We start from the raw sequence: 18790 nt of genomic DNA, 5'->3' as shown, positions 1-18790 counted from the left end.
AGTTCTCTTTTCGATCTGTTTGCTGAAGATATGACAGATGTATTTTATGGGTTTATCCTAAATTACCCTGGAACTGCCAGTTGGGCTGCTTGGTTTTTGAGATTATTATATCTTGCATTGGATTTTTTACTTTAAACAAGCTAAAAAAGATTATTATAGCGATTAAATTGTGTTTGAAATTACATTTAAACTTAATAAGATACACTTCATTTTATAGATATAAATTTTATGTAAATTAAAGATAATAAGTTATATATTCAGGACTTACGCAAGAACTCTCTGAAACTCTTATTCCTTTATGTCCTTTGCGTCCTTTGTGGTTCGTTTTATCATGGTTTTGCGTAAATCCTAATATTATTTTATCGCTTCATTTAAATAAGATAGAAGTTGTAAGCTAATCGTCATTCATTTTTCCAAAATGATTCGCTTGTAGTAAGGGCTTCAGCCCTACCTTCATGCAACTTAAATGCCGATTAGCTTAGTATCGCCATATACTGCCCCACTGATTTGGTTGCGACTCTCTTTTCAGATTCTGTTACTCGCTTGGGCTTGGTGGTTTCCACGAGAATAATATAATTGAGCTAACTGAATGAGTAAGCTGCAAATCGGTACTAGTGGTTGGGTTTATAAGCATTGGATGGACATTTTCTATCCACCACATTTACCTAGCGACCAGCAATTATCATTTTACGCCCAACATTTTGCCACTGTTGAAATTAATTTTTCCTTTTATCGTTTGCCAGAACGGTCTGTGTTTGAAAATTGGCGCGAACAAACACCATCTAATTTTGTTTTTGCCGTCAAAGGTAGCCGCTATCTCACCCACATGAAGAAGTTAAAAGACCCGATAGAACCGCTATCTCGTCTTATGGAACGTGCATCTGGATTGCAAGAAAAGCTCGGCCCTATTTTATTTCAATTTCCTCATACCTGGCACATTAATCTTGAGCGTCTTCAGCCATTTTTGGAATTACTTCAAACTTACCCAAAACAACGGTTTACGGTTGAATTCCGTCACACAAGCTGGCTGATCCCTCAAGTTTACAAACTACTAGAAAGTGCAGGTGTAGCCCTTTGCTTACCTGTAAGCCCAACAGTTCCTCTTGATGTCTGTTTGACTACTCCTTGGACATATATCCGTATGCACAGTGGGCAATGGGATATTGGCTACAGCGATGAAGAGTTATCTACATGGGCCGAGCGTATCCGTTCATTTCTTACACAGGGGATTAACGTTTATGTGTATTTCAATAACGACCCCAATGGACATGCTATTCGTGATGCTCAAAAATTGTATATTTTGCTGGGATGTTGTTGAAATAAGTGTTAGTCTGAACTTGATATTAGAGGCAAAGGAAAGGCAACCCCTGCCCCTATTAATAGTTAACAACTTATTCCTTTAGTTCAATCAGATCGGTTGACTGCCTGATGGGAAACAGGACTCGCATTAGCTGACTCAGTGGTACTGAGCGCTGCTCTTGAACAAAAGCCAAAAACACAAGTGCAGCCATTCTTAATAAGCCGGAGAGAACAAACAGCCCTAGCAAACCTTCGATAAAAGGTAGAGTCGTTAGAAAGCTACCAAGAGTGATACCCATTGCTCCAGTTATACCAGCAACTGCACCTGCGATCGCAAAATAACTCGACTGATAACGCACCGGTGATATTCCCATCATCATATTATTGGTACACAAATCAATTGCCGCCCACGTCGCGCCAGCTAGTATATGCAATAAAGGTAACCAGATCCAAAAAGAAATTTGATCGCTTCCAACTCCTAGCCACAGCAGAGGTGTCACCGCCACCAAGACTCCCACCAATAGCAGTAGCGGACGATTCCCAATTCGGTCGGCCAGTTTGCCCCACAAAAGCAGCATTAACATGTTCGCACCAGTTCCTAAACCGTGATAAATCGTTACCACACTAATATCTATATCCAGGTTATCTAGCATATAGAGGTTAAAGAAGGGAGCGCTGATGTTAACAGCAAAGCACCAAATACTCAGGTAAAGTACAAACTTGCAAAAATTAGCATCTTTGAGAAAGCTAAAATCTATACCCTGAGACCGGGGTTGGGATGTGTCTGAACCCGTGGCTGTTAAAAGCTGCGGGTTTACATCAGTCATCCAGAACTGACAGATTTGACTGATTAGCCCTAGCAAAATTCCTAGAACCAACATTGCACCATAGCCTTGAACTGTTCCACCAGGCCAAACCGATACTGCTAAACCTAGCAACGGCACACCAATGAGGTTAGTCAAGCCGAGAATGCTATTGCGAAAACCAAAATATCGCCCCCGCAACCGTTGAGGTACTAACACAGCTGACCACCCAAGCCAAGGCGCACGACCGAAAGCTTCAATGATATTACCTACCAAGAGAATTGCTAAAGTCAACTGCACTACTTGGTATCCAGCCAGATGAGATGAAGTAAGCAACACAATCGCTGGCAAGAGAATCAACCACACCAACCGCGATGGGATAAAAATACACAGGAAATACCAGCGAAAACTGGTACTTCGGTTTACCAAATACGCTCCCAGTGGTTGCAGAAGATTCACCATCTGAGGTATAGCCGCCAGCAGACCAATTTGTACTGGCCCAGCACCCAACTCTAGCAAGAAATTACTGAGCAACGCGCCGCCGATGACACTATAAAAAATCGTAGCAAAGACACTCTCATAAGTTAGCGCTTTAAGGCTTTTGCGAATTTCTAGCTTAGAAATTTTCAAAAACAGTTTCGGAGTTGGAAAAAGTACCGTCTCCGTTAATGCCCTATCCTCAGAGACTTCTTGAATGGGCACAGGGGGAAGAGAACTAGCCTCTACTGAAATGTCATCTTCTTGGGACTGAACCATATTATCTAATCAATATTTAAAGAGTTAAATTGTTATAACTACTATTAGCCGCAATTAGTAAAACTTATATAATATTTCATCAATAAGCTTTAACGCATTGCAATTCCTTACTTGTCCTGAAGGCTAGGGTGTGTTCTCAAACTACTCGTTTAGCCTTCTAAATTTTTAGATGCCTCTAAATCCAAGCCACTTGCTCTACTTGGGGAGACACTAGACGCTCGTTCGCCCTTGGCGTCTCCTCTTCTCCCTTTGGGAGAGGCTAGCGCCTGCCGTAGGATGCCCGAACGCGAATTTATCTTTAGGAGAAGGGCTGTAGGGAGAAGACCGCAAGACCGCATTCCCTTAAAAAGACTTGATTCAGAGTCTCTTAAAGCGCCCCTTTTTAAGGAAGGTTGGGGGAATCCGAGACTTTAAAAACACGCCCTAGTTGATAGTAAGTATTGACTATAGATTGCTTTCGCACAGAAGACAGGCATATAGCTGCGCTTGAGCTTCTAATCAAAAAAGCCAATTAATTGACATAAATTTAATTCTATGTATGGAGATTGCGCTAGAAACTTGCTTATATAAATATTTTTAGCAGGTAATGAATATTTTGTGGAGAGAAAATAATTGATATTTCCCAAATTCACTCTTAAGAATTAATACCTTTGTAGAGGAATCTTAAAATTTAGCTGGCACTAGTACACATAGACATAAATAATGCTGGATTATAACCAATAATCAGAATTGGGGTTTAAGTTGAACTACTTTGAGTAATTTTACTAGATGACATGGAGATAGAATTTCCAAGATACGCTGTTTGTTTATTTAACCTGCTAATACACAGCTATACTAAATAACTAATATGTAACCAATTGCATAAGCCTTGAGGAAATTATTCACTGGAAATTTCTATCGTGAGGTATCATTGCCCATCTTACAGAATGTGCCACGATCGCAGTACGAGTAATCAAAATTTTTTATGGCACAGGCGGAAATTAACGATATATCGGCAGATAGCTCCTTAGTCGATCCAGAAAAAGACCTGCTAGGACATGCGAACTTTGCCAAGTATCTAGCGGAAAGTATTTGCAGAATGACCTATCCTGAAGGTTTCGTTATTGCAGTTTACGGTTCTTGGAACTCTGGCAAATCTACACTATTAAACTTTGTAGTTCACTATCTTCAGCAAAAGCCAGAGGAAGAGAAACCAATCATCATTCCTTTTAATCCTTGGTTATTCTCTGGGCACCAAAATATCACAAGGCGCTTTTTTGACCAATTAAAAAACGTTTTAAGCCAAGAGTCATCTGTGCCAAAAGGTTTGAGAGAGAGAGTAGCTGATTTTGCCACCGTTATTTCAGACATTCCTCTACCTTATGCTCAAACTGGCAAGGCATTAGCAGCATTATTGGATGATAAGGACAAGGAAGCTGGCGAATTAAAAGAAGAAGTAGAAGACACGTTAGCACAGCAACAACGGCGAATAGTTGTAACAATTGACGATATCGATCGGTTGGCTGCGGAAGATATCAAGCAGTTATTTCGTATTTTTAAAGCAATGCGAAATTTTACTAATCTTGTCTATCTTCTGGTTTTTAATAAAGAAGTTGTAATGAGAACGATTGCAGATCCTAAAGAAATATCTGAAGAAGCATACTTGGAACAGATTATTCAAGTTAGTTTTGAGTTACCTAATCCTGATAAAACTTCACTTCGTCGGCTGCTTTTTGAAAAGCTAGATCGTATATTTTCTCCAACAGCAAAACAACAAATCAACCAAACTCGCTGGGGTGATATTTACTTTCAAGGAATAGAACACTTTATTACTAACATCCGCGATATTACTCGTTTTATTAACACTTTAACAGTGACGTATCCAGCAGTAAAAGATGAAGTAAACCCTGTTGATTTCCTTGCCATTGAGTCTTTGCGTGTCTTTTGCCCAAATATATATAGCATAATCCATCAAAATCCTTATGTTTTTGTAGGAGATGTAAAGCTTTCAGTAGACGAACGAAACAGTCTTCTGAATACCTGGATTGCCCAACTACGAGATGAGGATAAGCAGCCTGTTAAAAATTTGCTTATGCAACTTTTTCCGAAATTAAAACTAATTTCGGGTAATACTTCTCTAGATGAAAAGCAAGAGTTAGAATGGCGCAAACAGCTATGTGTATGTAGTTTAGAAATATTTCCTATTTACTTTCGTCTGTCATTATCAGCAGGTGAATTATCTAATATTCAGATAAAAATCATCCTTGGTTTGGTTGAAAATACAGAGAAGTTTAGAAATTATTTGATAGAACTTACTAAACAAAAACTTCCAAAGGGTACAACGCAAGCTAGGGTGTTTATAGAACAGCTAGAAAATTATACTGAAGAAATTCCTGTGAATTACATCCCTTCAGTTGTAGAAGCTTTATTTGATGTCAGCGAGCAATTATTATCTCAAGATGATGAATCTAATAGCATTCTTGCTTTTAGCAATGAAGTTATTATTAGTCGTTGTATCTCGCAACTCTTACGTCAAATTAATGAAACATCACGGTTTGAGTTGCTAAAAAAAGTAATTACCCAAGGGAAAGCATTACCAATAATTAATCATGAAATTGCAATACTAAAAGAGCAACAAAGTCAATATGATACAGATAAATCCAACTATGAAGAGAAATGGCTTGTGAACGCACAGCACCTCAAAGAACTAGAAGAAATGACTACCAGAATAGAGGTAAAAACTGATACTAGCTATAAATAATACAAAATCTGGATTTATTTATAGTGTTTCTTGGTTGCGTACAATATAGTAACAAAAGTGGGTTAAAAATAAAATTACTTCTTGGCGATCAAAACACTACTACTAGATATATAAATATTCTATAACCCACGAAAGATTTAGATATCTTCAGCACTTTCTAATATCAGGGAATATACTTTACTCTCCACGTTATAGTCATGGAATCGTATGACGTTGTAATTATTGGCGCTGGTCATAATGGCTTAGTTTGTGCTGGCTACCTGCTGAAAGCTGGTTACAGCGTCCTATTATTGGAAGGGCGATCGCTCTCTTGAGCAAGTTCCTGATGCTTCTTCGCCGAAAGGATCAAAAGTCTATAAAATGCTTACAGATACTTCCTGTGGCGCTTTTATATTCCCCGATAGACAGAGAACTGCAACCGTAATAGTAATTAAGATGTGGGTGTAGGAGAGTTATTAAGGAATATTTACAATGGCAACTGAAACTAATAAAACGATTGAATTATCTACTGAAGCTAAAGTCTATAACGGTGTCGATCGCAATGCTTGGATTCTTGGGTGGAATCCCCAACAAGAACTGTGGAATGGGCGTTTAGCGATGATTGGTTTTATTTCTTACCTACTTTGGGATTTGGCTGGCTATAGTTTAGTGCGTGACGTACTCCACTTGGTTCGCTAATTCTTCACTGATGATTTATCCCCCCTTGGGGGAACAATTCAATAAATAATAATTTAGGAGTGTTGGAATAAACGTACTCGTGAATTAGAGTCTAATACCGAGGTTATATATGGACGCACTAATACAATAATTGCGAAGGAGAAAATATGATAACTAAAAACACAATACATGCATTAGGAGTATTTGCTAATTCTCAAGGAATAGAGCAGGCAATTAATGAATTGAAGACTGCAAACTTTCATATAGATAAAGTTTCTGTCATAGCTAAAGATGTAGAGCAGGGTGAGAATTTAGGTGAGACGCAGATTAGCGATCGCATTGGCGATCGAGATGTCAATACAACCGGAGCAGTAAGAGAGGCGCTGGCAGCAAGTACTTGGGGTAGCGTATTAGTTGGTTTGAGTAGTTTGGCGCTTCCCGGTTTAGGAGCAGTGCTCGCAGCAGGTTCCGTAGGTGTAGCATTAGTCAGCAGCGTTGCAGGTGTTGCTGTGGGAGCCGCAGCAAATCAGAATTTACTAAAGGCATTAGGTGATTTAGGCATACCCGAAGACAGAGCCAGAGTTTATAGCGATCGCCTCCAGCAAAGTTATTATTTGCTCATCTTAGAAGGCTCAGAAGAAGAAATTCATCGCGTCGAACCGATATTACGCGATCGCGGTATTGAATATTGGGGCGTTTATGATTCCCCGCAGGCTTCAAATGGTGAGGTAAATTAGCGCTTTGCTCATAACAAAAATGTTTTTCACAGGTGTTGCTATATCTGTGCATTGAATCCAGAATTTTTAACGAATTCTTATGCGGTTATTGTGGGGCTTCTCTTAAGAAAGCTAGAAGAATTCCTGAAGAAAAACCTTGTTTTCTCAAGAGCTTTCCTGCTTCTCCAAACCGTATTCTTTGAGGTACTAATTTGTAATCAAATGGATGAAATTCGGATTTAACTACATCTACTTTTTTATACCTTTTTTGCTAATCCTAAAGTTAGATGTAATTTTTGAGATTAGAGGCAAAATTGTAATAAATAATCAAACAAGATAAAAACCATGAAAACTGACAACATAACCAATCCTAACAATACCGAATGAACGACACTCGAAGGTGGAAGTAAAGAAGCTCTCAATAAAAAAACCTCTGTGCAATTTTTACTTAGCACAACACTGGGAGTTTTAACAATTATCCTAGCTGCGGCAAGTGCTTATTACGGGCTTATTCGGTTTTAAGCCTATTTTTTAAGCAGAAAATTTTTGTTTTTTGATGACATTGAATAATCTTAGGTATAATACGCTCCTTAGCAAAATGTATGGTAGTGCTTTTAGTTTCTAAAAAGCCCTAATTGGGCGAAAGCACTGCCATATTTTTCTAAAAATTGAACCTTGTTTTTTCTCATCCCAAATGTTATCAGGAAACGGTGCAATAGCCTATCGCGCTAATCGAAAAGCTAGTTAATAGATAAGCTGTTCAACATTTAAATTGCATAAGCTGGACGGGCAAGATGCCCACCTCAAAAGAGTTATATTTAATTCGATTATGCAAATTAGATATTCATTATTAATTATATTTAATTCTGTTAAATTGCGTTTATGCTATCTGTTTTATATTAAACCTTATATTTTTACAGAAAACTTTGTTTCCTTCTAAAGAAAGATTTATTGCTATGGAATTTATTGTAAAGTAATATTACATGGATTAAATTTGCTTTTAATTTAATTAAAACTACGCTTAAGATTGCAAAATTAATTATTCAAGTAAAAGTAATTTATTACAGAAGCTAGAAATAATTGATTGAAAATTTGAAGTGGTTTTATTATTTTAAATTTCAAATTTACTAAAGTAATGAGAAGTATGCAAGAAGCTTATATTGTCTCAGCAGTACCCACGCCACTTGGTAGATTTGGAGGTGTCTTAGCAGATTTGTCTTCAGTAGTTATTGACCGATGCGTTGAACCAGTTTCTTACTTGTCACCTGTGACTGGGGATTGGGAAACGATTGTTTTAATCCCGAATCCCTATTTTTTTAAGGAGTAACACTTATGCAATTAAAGCCAATCAATCAGCAGGTTGTTTCCGTCGTTGGAGCCTCCAGCGGTATTGGACGGATCGCAGCTCTTGAGTTTGCTAGACGCGGGGCAAAAGTGGTAGTCTCCGCTCGCGGTGAGTCGAAGCTAAAGTCTTTAGTAGAAGAGATTCGTAGCTTTGGCGGCGAGGCAACTTATTGCGTAGCTGATGTGGAAGTCTTTGACCAAGTTAAGGCGATCGCAGATAAAACTGTGGAAGTCTACGGGCGACTCGATACGTGGGTACATGTCCCCGCTATCGGCATCTTTGCCACTTTCGACAATACAACACCAGAAGAGTTTAAGCATGTTATTGATGTCGATCTCATGGGACAGGTGTATGGAGCAATGGCGGCCCTGCCCCATCTGAAGCGTGAGGGACGGGGGGCATTGATCCATGTCTCTTCAATGGAAGGTAGGCGATCGCTCCCCTACCAAAGTGCTTACTCGGCAGCCAAGCACGGGGTGGAGGGCTTTATCGAATCGATGCGCGTTGAGTTGCAACATGAAAAATGGCCTATCAGTGTCACAAGTGTAAAGCCAGCAGTGATCAACACTCCCTTCTGGAATAATGGCCGGACGAAGTTAGGCGTAAAGCCTTCTGGGATACCACCTTACTACGAGCCTAAACTTGTCGCTGATGCTATCCTCTATACAGCCGAACATCCAACTCGTGACTACTTAGTTGGGGATGTAGCTAAAATATTAGATTTGGTACAGCGCGTTTCACCATCATTAGTAGATTCACTGTTACTGCTCGTCGGCTTCAAGTTCCAGCATAGTTCCGAGCCGAAATCTGAAGATGCACCAAATAATTTTTATCAACCTGTTGCTGAAGACGACAGAGTTAACGGTGATTATGGTCACTTAGTTATACCTAGTGTTTCCGACTGGCTAGAAAAAAATCCGCTTCTCCAGTGGGGTGCGATCGCTGCTACAGCAGCATTAGCTTTGCTAGCAGCTCAAGTAATTAAAGAGCAAGGATAAATGCAGTAGCTCCTCTTAAAGATAAGCAGGGGAAGCAAGAGGGTTATTGTTCAGTAATTCTTCTCTCCCCCTACCTGCCTCAACCAAAAAATTTTTTAACCGAACGGTATTGAGGATTAAGCCTTAGCAGAACGAAGTACACTAATAAAATTTTGAGCATAATTCTGCGTTGAGAAATCGAGGGCGCGTTGTCTGGCAGCTACTCCGGCACTTTGGGCAAATTCTTGTTCGTCAAGATAGCGGAGAATTGCGATCGCTAATTTCTCTGCATCACCGTAAGGTGTTAATAATCCATTCATCCCATCGGTAATAATCTCCGTCGGGCCGCCGGCATCACCAGCAATCACAGGTTTACCCAGCGCCATTGCCTCAATAATCACAATCCCAAACGGCTCTTTATCTGATGCATGAACGAATACATCCATCGCCTGCACCCACTCCGGGATATTGCGCTGTAGCCCAGCCATAATTACTTGCTCTTTCAAGCCCAAGGCGGCAATTTCCGCTTTCAAGAAGTCCTCATAATCCGGTTCTAAATCGTGCTTACCGCCAACCACCACACAATGAGCATCAGGATACTTCTGTAAGATTTTGGGCATTGCTTGCACCAATACGTGCATTCCCTTCCATCGTTGCAATCGCCCAACAATTCCAATCAATGGCCCGTGTAAAGGTAAGCCCAGTTTTCGCCGTGCTTCTTGTGGAGAGGGCAAAGCATTAGGCTCAAATCGGTCTAATGCGACACCAGGATAAACCAAAGGTGTTGGTCTGTGGGGCCAAATTTCTGCCTGTGCTTGCTTGCCATCTTGGGAGAGAGTGATAATTGCACGGGCTGGGATTAAAGTTGCAATTCGTACCAACCAAGTCTTATCACTAGGCACTTCTAACTGATACCACACAGCAGGTAAGCCCGCCAGCATCGCCGCCAAACCTCCAGATATATGCGTAATCCACATCCAATTGACAATTATATCTGCACGTTCGCGGCGGGCGATCGCAGCTATCCGAAAAACGGCAGCAATAAAACGGTGGATTTGGCGCAAACGTCCACTTTCCACAACTCGCGCATCAATACCAAGGGACTTTACTTGCTCAACCATCGGGCCGTCTTCTAAAAATATCACCAGCCACTCGACACCAGCGTTACGTCCCTGCTGCACTAAATCCCAAAGCATCATTTCACCGCCACCTCGTTGCTCGGCCAGTGGCATTACAATAATTGCTTTCATAATATATCAGTCCTATTTAAGTTGTAAGATTTTGTTTTTTAACTAACTACAAAAAATATTTTGCATCCAGTCAAATATTTTCATATTTATTCATAATTCTTTTGATGTTGATAATATTTATGTCCAGCCATCGCCATAGCTAAAAATCCCCAAAGAATCATCCCTGCCACGCTTAACATGCCGCTACCGATAATTAGCTGTGCAGAAGAACTGATACCAATGGCGCGGGCAGCACTAATAAAACTATCGAAACGACCTTCACCATAACTGCTGACAGTAATAATTAAAAAAATTAATCCACCCATATAAAAGATGGCTCCAAACCAACCAAGGGTGAAAAACATATCTAAAATGCCACTATCAATCACCACTACTTCAATTTGACCAGTTTTTTCGTTAACTTTCCAAATATTCCCTAACCCGTTACCTAGACCATTAGAAAGAGCTAAACCAAGGTTTTTGTCATAACTTCCCGATCTATCTTTAAAACTGTTATCTTCTTCAAGATTAGAAAAAGTTTGTAACCGGGCTGCTACAACTCCGGCAATTGGCTCAATGGTTGTCAATGGCACAACACAAATTGCCATCACCACAATTATGATGATTAAGCGCATTTGAATCCGGGTTTTGACTGAACCCACGATCATAATTATTCCTAATAACCAGCCTCCCCAATTAGTACGTGCTTGTGTCAATAGGAAGGACAAGTAACCAACAACTGAGGCAGGAAAAATTAGGCTTCCTGAACTAGTAAATAACAACAGCAATCCAGCTTGCATGACTGAACCAAAGGGGCCGACTGAGTGCAATGTACTCCAGACGCGCATCCCGAAAGGTACAGGGTTTCCAGAACTCATGAATAGTTTTGATTCTATGAGCCAATATCTGTCCCACTCAGGAGCCACGACGAATTGATATACGCCATAAGCTCCTAAAATTAACACACACCAAAGGAATGTTCGCTGAATATTCTGGCGATAGCTGGGATAATCTCGCCAGTTTATAAATAAATGAAAAGCGAAAATGACCGGACTGAGCCAATCCATCAATCCGCGTGCTACAGGGATCGGTGCATTATAAATCAGACCGATTAGAAAGCCATAGAACACTCCGATAAAAGCCAAAACAAACGGCAAGCCCCCTTGACGTGAGGCGCGGGGAAAGTGCCGTAAGAAAGTTGCTATGGTTACAAACACCACTAAATAGGGTGCTATGAGCATTTGACGGGTAGGGTCCCAGCCCACCCGATAGTCAACTAAGCGAGTAGCTAAGGGCGTGAGAAACCAGATCCACCAGGTAAAGCTGATGTAGAGAATGGGATGCCGCAAGTATAAAAATATGGCTACCACTAAAGCCATCACCGGATAAATTAGGCGCAATGCGGCAGTAGCACCAGCAAAATAGCAAACTACAGTCAGTAATATAAAGCCTGCGATCGCCATCCAACCCTGTAGCGATCGCTCTTCGGGAGAATAGCTTTCTTGTAAAAAACTATTGAAAAGTATCTGCTTAGAATTCATTCAATTTTAGATTTTGGATTTACCAATGCTAACTAGTACAATGTCTAAGCTAATTTTTAAGGTTTGTAGTAAGCACTTTAGTGCTTAAATAAGGACTAAAGTCCTTACTACGAACTTTTTTACCCATAACTTTTAGCTTTACAGACTACTAGAGCTAAGAAGAAATTAAATTCATTACGAATTACGAATTACGAATTGTTTATATCCCTGCCAACGCCCACGCCAAGAAGCAAGTAATTTTTTCCCTGCCAACTGCCTTTGACTAGGTAAAAATCTCAGCCATTGGACGAAACCCAAACTATCGCATGTACCCACGAATACTGCCCAGAATAAAAATATAATCCGGCGGATAAATGGCAAATGCTCTAGTAAAACTAAGGTTTCGTTATGGACTAAATTAATAAAGGCAATTTCATTAAAGTTATTTCGCTGATCTTCATCAAAACGTTGTGCTGGATAGTGATCTACAGCAACATTAGGATCGTAAATTATCTTCCAACCAGCCCGTTTTAATGTCAGAGTGAATGCCATTTCAAAATGTACCTGCGCTCCTGTACCGCGCATCCGCTCGTCAAAGCGCAGTTGTCCGATGCCTTCGGCGGGCTTCGCCAACGCTTGGGTACGAAAACTCATGTTTACGCCCTTGAGAATATCAACTTCACGAGGTTCTCCCACTCCCAGGTGATGGTTGCCAATCACTCGCCCAAACCACTGCAACTGTCCCACTACTGGGCGGGATTCGTTTTCTAATTTGGAGCCGTGATATATCCAATCACGCCCGCCAAGTCCGCCGAGGCGACTATCACAGGTAAAGTAAGCGGCGATGCGCTCTAACCAATCTGGGTGGGGTGCAGCATCATCATCAGTAATGGAAACAATATCGCCCTCTACTGCTGCTAGTCCGGCGTTAAGGGCTGCTACTACCCCTGGTTGTATCACTTTCACGGTATGCAGTGGCAAGTTGTGGGCGTTTAATTGCGCCAAGAATTCCCAAGTTTCTGCATCCGTATCGCGGACAACCACTATCACCTGATCGACGGGTTTAGTTTGCTCCTGTAGCGCCAAAAGGCAGCGTGATAGGTCTTGTGGACGGCGATAAGTCGGTATCAGAACGGTGTTCCGCATTCTTGCTTAACTCCTCGAATAGATCCACATAAGTTTGTGCCATAGTAGTCCAGCTATGTTGTTCTGCTACAAAGCGAGCTGCTTTGCCCATTTGCTGCATCAACGGGATGTTGCTCACCAAGGACATCAGCGCCACAGCCAAAGCATCAATATTATCTGAGTCGGATAAGACGATGCCACATTCTGGTGTCACCAACTCTCCGCCCCCAGTGGCTGTGGCAGTAATTACTGGCAGTCCTGAAGAAAGTGCTTCTAACAATACGAGGCTACAAGCTTCGTATCGGGAAGGAAAAACAAATAAATCTACTGCTTGCATAATTTGGGGGATATCACGGCGAAATCCCACAAAATGCACGCGATCGCTTAACCCTAAAGATGCTGCTAATTCTGGGAAAGGGCTACCTTGAGTGTGTCCCACCACCACCAAATGTAAATCGGGAACTTTCGCTAAGGCGTGCAGCACTGTATCTAAGTTCTTTCTAGGTGTGCGGATATCTCCAGCGAACAGTGCTAAGGTGACATTCTCCGGTAAACCTAACTTTTGGCGGTCGCTTTCACCAGGGGCAAACTCTTCTAAGTCTACGCCATTGACAATTACGCGAATGCGAGAACGCGGCACACCAATGTTAACTAATTCCTGCGCTACCTTTTCGGATACAGCTACGACAACCTGCGCTTTTTGGAAAGCCTGTTTTTCCCAACGGGCATTAAAAGCCGTAAACAGCCATTGATAGAAACCATACAAGTCTCGGCGGTTGCGGGAAATATGAACAGGCGATCGCAACCATGAACTGTGGACAAAATGTACAGCATTCACATCAGCCGCAGCCAAATTAATTGCTCCATTGACTTTAACTAAATCAATCTCAGAGCGATGTTGCCGTAACCAATCTGCGCTTTTTTGGGCAAATATGAAATTACGCACAAATTCTGTGGGATAGTCTTTGACTGGAATTGAAATCCAATTAACTTGGCTATTTTGTTCTAGTTCTGGTGCGACTTCACTAGCCAATAATGTTAAGTGATGACCGCGACGAATTGCTTCTTGAGCAACTTCGTAATTTACCCGTCCCTGACCATCACCTTTTTTGATTTTATGAGTAACAATACAAAGTTTCATACACTACCTTTATTATGAATATAAACTCACGCAAAAGCGCAAACTAAGAGTTAAAAAATATTCTTGTTTTTATTCTCTCTGTCTCCTCTGCATCCACCAAGCTACGCGCAGCATTAAAAGTTCAGATAGACGGAAGCCGCCGTTGCTAATTATCTGCGCGGTTAATTTAAAAAATAACTTACACAACTCAGATATGATTGATATATTATTTCGATATTTTCATTAACTTACTTGCTAAAAATCGTGGAGTAAAACTAAGAGTAAGTGCTGCCAGAGTTCGGGCATCAAATTTTTGTTTATTCAGCACCTGCCAAAAATAAGGACGTGCTGCGTCTATCTGTTCACTTCGTAGTAAACCAATTCCCAAAGTGGTATTAGCTTCTAACCATTTTTGTTCAAAGTACGTCTTAAATTGCTGTAGACGAGTGTCTTCCATAAAGACTTGATAACAAAACATTTCGCTTTTAGCTTTGCGGATTTTTGCCTGTATATCTCGACTACCACTGAGCATAGTATCAGTTTGCTCGTGGGCACGATATCGCGTCAATCTTTCTGGATAATAGTAAGCACCACAACCAGATATACAGCAAAGGTAGGTTAAATATAAATCCCACATGCCGCCAACTTCTGGGGGAATACTATCCCAATTCACAAAATTATTGCGAATCACACAAGATGCAGCAGTAGGTATGCTTTTATCTACCAATCCAATTTTGTAGAAAGGTTGATGAATTCCTTGTGTTAATTTATCTCGCTTGTAACCGCGTGTATTTTCTTCAGTTCCAACATCATTAATTATGCCATTAGCATCTATAATATATTGGTCACAAAAAGCGAGAATTAACTCAGAATTTGCTTCTAGCGGTGGTACAAGCTTTGCTAAAAAGTCTTCATTCCACATATCATCGTCATGTAGACTAGCAACATATTTACCTCGCGCCATCTTAAAGCCATGCTGCTGATTAGCAATCATCCCCACATTTTGCTGATGTCGCCAAAATCTAATGCGTGAATCACCAAAAGATGCGACAAGTGTTTGGGGATTTTCTAAACTACAATTATCACAAACAATTATTTCAATATTTTGATAAGTCTGTTTAATAGCACTAGCGATCGCTTGCTTGAGATACTCTGGTCGATTATAGGTGGGAATAATAATGCTAACTAAAGGTTGCTGGTATTCTTGAGGCAATGACATATTTTTTCCCTTGATATTTTATATGTAAAAGATGTACCATTTATGTTTTGACCAAAGTAAGCTTATTTAACTTGAGGGATACTATATAATTTTTTAGCTCTAGAAGGAAATTCTGCTATTGTTTTTGCATAAATTGTTTGCAGGTTTTTTACATGAGCATCCATTGTAAATTCCTTCATCAATAAAGCATGACCTTGTTCGCCCATGTATCGGCTTTTTTGACGATCTACATACAACTCATTAATGGCATCAGCTAGCTTTTTGATATTATTAGCTGGAACAAGAATACCCGTTTCTCCATCTCGTAAATGTTCTGGAATCCCTCCGACTGCGCTACCAATTACAGGTCGATAACGAGCATAAGCTTCCAAAGTTACAAGACCGGCAGGTTCGGGCCAAACGCTAGGAAAGATGACTGCAAAACACTGTTGATAAAGTTTATCTAATTTATCGCGATCGCACCAACCATGCCAAACGATCCGGTTACTCAATTTGAGGGTGTTTGCTAACTTTTCTAAGCGGGGTCGTTCCCAGCCTTCACCTGCAATATCAAGTTGAATTTGCGGGTCTGTATGTATTAAAGTTTTGAGCAGCCATTCCAGACCTTTATCAGAAACAATCCGTCCTGCAAACAAAATTCTATGATTTTGGTGGACTTCTAAACTTAAGGGTACAGCTGCTGTTTGTGGTATCGAGATTCCACAGTGTAGCGTTACAGTTTGCTCAGGGGGTACACCGTTTTGAATCAACTCTTGTCGCACGTACTCGCTATTAGCAATGAAAGTAATTTTTACCTTTTTTAAAACATCTAAAAACTCCTGAGTAGTTTGAAGTTCTTTAAGGCTTCTTAATGGTCTACGGCTACCACATTTATCTACTAATTTACCCCAAGTACATCCTAAGTAAGAGAAGTTGCGATCGCAGATTGTCCGCTGCCCTGCTAAATACTTTGTGCCACTAGGACAGTAGAATGAGTGATTATGAACGCTAAAGATAGCAGGACATTCCCCTGTAAGCTGCAATAGTAATTCTGGGCTGTGAATGTGCAGCAATTTGAACTGACTTTGATCCACATTATTGAGCGATTTTATTACGCGATCGCTAACATTAGGCGGTTGATGTTCAAATAGAGAAGCTAAATAAGTTTCAACACCTCCGCCTTCACCTACCTCAAAATTGGAGCATTGGTAAATCAGGTCTCGATCAAATATTTTCTGGTACATGTTTTCCGTTCTTGTTCAGCGATACCATTTCACCAAATACCCGATCTAGATACATAGGTATGGGCGTACATGTGTATGCCCCTACAGCTGATTCATCTGTTGCAAATATTTTTGGAAAATGATTTAATTTTAACGAAATTGTGATATTGTTTCTAATCTGACTGTCTTACTTCATACTGCATTTGATGATATTTCCAAAGCTTACCTTTAAGGTCAAGTAATTCTTTATAGTTACCTTGCTCTACTATCCGTCCCTGTTCTAATACCACGACTTTATCTGCTTTAGAAATAGTAGAAAGACGGTGAGCGATCGCAATTACTGTTTTACCAACAGATAGCTTTTCTAAGGAGTCTTGAATTAAGCGCTCAGATAGAGAATCTAAGGCGCTAGTTGCCTCATCCAAAATCAAAATTTCTGGGTTCCGTAGTAAAGCACGCGCAATCGCAATTCGCTGCCTTTGTCCTCCAGATAACCTGACACCCCGATCTCCTAATTGGGTATCAAAACCTTCGGGCATTTCCAAAATAAATTCCAATGCATTCGCTAGTTTAGCAGCTTCTTGAATTTCATCGTTAGTCGCTTCTGGAGTCCCGTAAGAAATGTTTTGCCAAACATTAGTATTGAAGATAAAAGTATCCTGACTGACAACAGCTATTTTGCGACGTAGGGAGTTAATTTCAAACTGCCGTACATCAACTTCATCAATAAAAAGATATCCATCTGTAGCATTATAAAATCTGGGGATTAAATCAGCAAGAGTTGTTTTACCAGCACCAGATGCCCCGACTAATGCTGTCATTTTTCCCTTCTCAATAGTCAGGGTAATATTATGTAGCACTAGATTATCATCATCGTAACCAAAATCTACAGATACTAAATCTATTGACCTTTTTAAACTTTTAAACTCAATTTCCCCATTTTGAAAGTAATATTTATCATCACTTTTCAAGAGATTTTTAATATTGTCTGCTGAACCATGTAAAGTGCTGAGATATGCTCTTGTCCCGTTAATATCTTGAACAAATGGTATGAAGCGAAATAACACAAAGAAAAAGGTTAGCAAAGAAGCAACTTGTAGCGTTCCATTGGTAACAAGGCTAGTGAACGCTAAAATAATCATTCCTACCAACACCGTAGTCGCTACCCCTTCGGCAATTGGCTTGACAAGTGTCCAAGTAAACACAACTTTCGTCGTAGTACTTATTACCTTGTCGCTAGCTTTGTAGTAACGCTGACGCTCAAATTCTTGAGTACCACAGGAGTGAACAGTGCGAATGCCATTAATAAATTCTATGGCTGTTGATGTAAAATTGGCATTAGCAGTTGTCATCCCAAAACTTGATTCTCTGACTCTAGCGTTCAGATTAGACAACCCTACACCTAAAAGTGTAAATAGTAATGCTGAAATCAGCGTTAGTTGCCATGATATCAAAAACATTGATATTAAGTAGACAACAGTTGTCAATCCTCTAGTTACTAAAAAAGCTCCGCCACTGAAACCTTGTCTTATTCTTTCAATTTCTGTGGTAATTGTGTTAATTAGTTCGCCAGAACGAGTTTTGGCAAAGTAACTTAGCGATAAAGATTGCAACTGTTCAAAAATTTGCTTCCGTAAGCGATCGGCAAGATGTAATTGTGATAATTCAGTATAGACTTGAGAAAAATAGTTAAAAGTTGCACGTAACCAAGTACTCAATAAAATCAGCAAAGATATGCGGTATAGACGATTAATTGCTGATGTTTTAGCTCCCAATACCCAAATATCAAACCAGCCTATTCCTGTTTGGACAGGTTGAGCATTGGGACTAGTTAAGCTTTGCAAAAATGAAAGTAGAAAACCAATACTGACACCTTCAAAAGTTGCCGCCAGAACCGAAAATATCAAAGCTAAAATTGCAATTTTGCGAAAGTGTTTAAATTCTCGCAAGATTAAATAGTTGTCCTGCCAAAAGCTGCTAGCTTTGAGCAGATTGCCGAGTGGTTGAGGAAGTTTCAAATGCATGGATTCTATAATAATAATTTGGCAAGGTAGATAGACCGCTATAGATGCTACGTCAGCA

At 40.2% G+C, this 18790-nt stretch carries 14 protein-coding genes and 1 pseudogene; 7 read left to right on the top strand and 8 right to left on the bottom strand.

What is annotated here, in order from left to right; genetic code table 11:
* Positions 1-589: 589 nt before the first annotated feature.
* Positions 590-1318: a DUF72 domain-containing protein gene (locus V7L01_RS08510; protein ID WP_335033698.1), complete on the top strand. Its 729-nt coding sequence runs from the start codon at positions 590-592 to the stop codon at positions 1316-1318.
* Positions 1319-1391: 73 nt separating this feature from the next.
* Here the strand turns inward: V7L01_RS08510 and V7L01_RS08505 are convergent, their stop codons facing one another.
* Positions 1392-2858, bottom strand: a complete 1467-nt coding sequence (locus tag V7L01_RS08505) for an MFS transporter (RefSeq protein WP_335033696.1) — start codon at positions 2856-2858, stop codon at positions 1392-1394.
* Positions 2859-3822: 964 nt separating this feature from the next.
* Here V7L01_RS08505 and V7L01_RS08500 point away from each other — a divergent pair.
* The 6 genes and pseudogenes from V7L01_RS08500 (at position 3823) to V7L01_RS08475 (ending at position 9314) form a co-directional block, all read left to right on the top strand.
* Entirely contained in the window at positions 3823-5598 is a 1776-nt protein-coding gene (locus tag V7L01_RS08500) for a KAP family NTPase (RefSeq protein ID WP_335033694.1), read from the top strand.
* Between the two features lie 197 nt (positions 5599-5795).
* A pseudogene (locus V7L01_RS08495) lies at positions 5796-5906 on the top strand (FAD-dependent oxidoreductase); the annotation flags it as partial.
* Between the two features lie 163 nt (positions 5907-6069).
* Positions 6070-6276: a high light inducible protein gene (locus tag V7L01_RS08490; RefSeq protein WP_335033693.1), complete on the top strand. Its 207-nt coding sequence runs from the start codon at positions 6070-6072 to the stop codon at positions 6274-6276.
* 146 nt (positions 6277-6422) lie between these two features.
* Positions 6423-6992: a hypothetical protein gene (locus tag V7L01_RS08485; RefSeq protein ID WP_335033692.1), complete on the top strand. Its 570-nt coding sequence runs from the start codon at positions 6423-6425 to the stop codon at positions 6990-6992.
* 1114 nt (positions 6993-8106) lie between these two features.
* Positions 8107-8298, top strand: coding sequence for a hypothetical protein (locus V7L01_RS08480; RefSeq protein WP_335033690.1), 192 nt, complete (start codon positions 8107-8109; stop codon positions 8296-8298).
* Between the two features lie 5 nt (positions 8299-8303).
* A complete protein-coding gene (locus V7L01_RS08475; protein WP_335033688.1) occupies positions 8304-9314 on the top strand; it encodes an SDR family oxidoreductase in 1011 nt (336 codons plus the stop codon).
* A gap of 116 nt (positions 9315-9430) precedes the next feature.
* On the opposite strand, the gene V7L01_RS08470 is transcribed toward V7L01_RS08475, so the two are convergent.
* From V7L01_RS08470 to hepA, 7 genes are all read right to left on the bottom strand, one after another.
* Positions 9431-10543, bottom strand: a complete 1113-nt coding sequence (locus V7L01_RS08470) for a glycosyltransferase family 4 protein (RefSeq protein WP_335033687.1) — start codon at positions 10541-10543, stop codon at positions 9431-9433.
* A gap of 86 nt (positions 10544-10629) precedes the next feature.
* Entirely contained in the window at positions 10630-12063 is a 1434-nt protein-coding gene (locus V7L01_RS08465) for an O-antigen ligase domain-containing protein (protein WP_335033686.1), read from the bottom strand.
* 174 nt (positions 12064-12237) lie between these two features.
* Positions 12238-13188, bottom strand: a complete 951-nt coding sequence (locus tag V7L01_RS08460) for a glycosyltransferase family 2 protein (RefSeq protein WP_335033684.1) — start codon at positions 13186-13188, stop codon at positions 12238-12240.
* Positions 13106-14308: a glycosyltransferase family 4 protein gene (locus V7L01_RS08455; protein ID WP_335033681.1), complete on the bottom strand. Its 1203-nt coding sequence runs from the start codon at positions 14306-14308 to the stop codon at positions 13106-13108. The genes V7L01_RS08460 and V7L01_RS08455 overlap by 83 nt, the downstream gene beginning before the upstream one ends.
* A 205-nt stretch (positions 14309-14513) precedes the next feature.
* Positions 14514-15506: a glycosyltransferase family 2 protein gene (locus tag V7L01_RS08450; RefSeq protein WP_335033679.1), complete on the bottom strand. Its 993-nt coding sequence runs from the start codon at positions 15504-15506 to the stop codon at positions 14514-14516.
* A gap of 62 nt (positions 15507-15568) precedes the next feature.
* Positions 15569-16729, bottom strand: a complete 1161-nt coding sequence (locus V7L01_RS08445) for a glycosyltransferase family 4 protein (protein WP_335033677.1) — start codon at positions 16727-16729, stop codon at positions 15569-15571.
* A 152-nt stretch (positions 16730-16881) separates the two neighbouring features.
* Positions 16882-18732, bottom strand: a complete 1851-nt coding sequence (gene hepA / locus V7L01_RS08440; RefSeq protein ID WP_335033675.1) for a heterocyst formation ABC transporter subunit HepA — start codon at positions 18730-18732, stop codon at positions 16882-16884.
* Between the last annotated feature and the right edge of the window lie 58 nt (positions 18733-18790).

The organism is Nostoc sp. (genome assembly GCF_036917095.1).
In the GTDB taxonomy this organism is placed as follows: Bacteria; Cyanobacteriota; Cyanobacteriia; order Cyanobacteriales; family Nostocaceae; genus Nostoc.
The sequence above is the reverse complement of the archived record's forward strand: the minus strand, read 5'-3'. Positions and strand labels throughout refer to the sequence as shown.

Excerpts from the sequence above, each read along its gene's own strand:
- V7L01_RS08510 (WP_335033698.1), top strand. The coding sequence starts at position 590 with ATGAGTAAGCTGCAAATCGGTACTAGTGGTTGGGTTTATAAGCATTGG.
- V7L01_RS08505 (WP_335033696.1), bottom strand. The coding sequence starts at position 2,858 with ATGGTTCAGTCCCAAGAAGATGACATTTCAGTAGAGGCTAGTTCTCTT.
- V7L01_RS08500 (WP_335033694.1), top strand. The coding sequence starts at position 3,823 with ATGGCACAGGCGGAAATTAACGATATATCGGCAGATAGCTCCTTAGTC.
- V7L01_RS08490 (WP_335033693.1), top strand. The coding sequence starts at position 6,070 with ATGGCAACTGAAACTAATAAAACGATTGAATTATCTACTGAAGCTAAA.
- V7L01_RS08485 (WP_335033692.1), top strand. The coding sequence starts at position 6,423 with ATGATAACTAAAAACACAATACATGCATTAGGAGTATTTGCTAATTCT.
- V7L01_RS08480 (WP_335033690.1), top strand. The coding sequence starts at position 8,107 with ATGAGAAGTATGCAAGAAGCTTATATTGTCTCAGCAGTACCCACGCCA.
- V7L01_RS08475 (WP_335033688.1), top strand. The coding sequence starts at position 8,304 with ATGCAATTAAAGCCAATCAATCAGCAGGTTGTTTCCGTCGTTGGAGCC.
- V7L01_RS08470 (WP_335033687.1), bottom strand. The coding sequence starts at position 10,543 with ATGAAAGCAATTATTGTAATGCCACTGGCCGAGCAACGAGGTGGCGGT.
- V7L01_RS08465 (WP_335033686.1), bottom strand. The coding sequence starts at position 12,063 with ATGAATTCTAAGCAGATACTTTTCAATAGTTTTTTACAAGAAAGCTAT.
- V7L01_RS08460 (WP_335033684.1), bottom strand. The coding sequence starts at position 13,188 with ATGCGGAACACCGTTCTGATACCGACTTATCGCCGTCCACAAGACCTA.
- V7L01_RS08455 (WP_335033681.1), bottom strand. The coding sequence starts at position 14,308 with ATGAAACTTTGTATTGTTACTCATAAAATCAAAAAAGGTGATGGTCAG.
- V7L01_RS08450 (WP_335033679.1), bottom strand. The coding sequence starts at position 15,506 with ATGTCATTGCCTCAAGAATACCAGCAACCTTTAGTTAGCATTATTATT.
- V7L01_RS08445 (WP_335033677.1), bottom strand. The coding sequence starts at position 16,729 with ATGTACCAGAAAATATTTGATCGAGACCTGATTTACCAATGCTCCAAT.
- hepA (WP_335033675.1), bottom strand. The coding sequence starts at position 18,732 with ATGCATTTGAAACTTCCTCAACCACTCGGCAATCTGCTCAAAGCTAGC.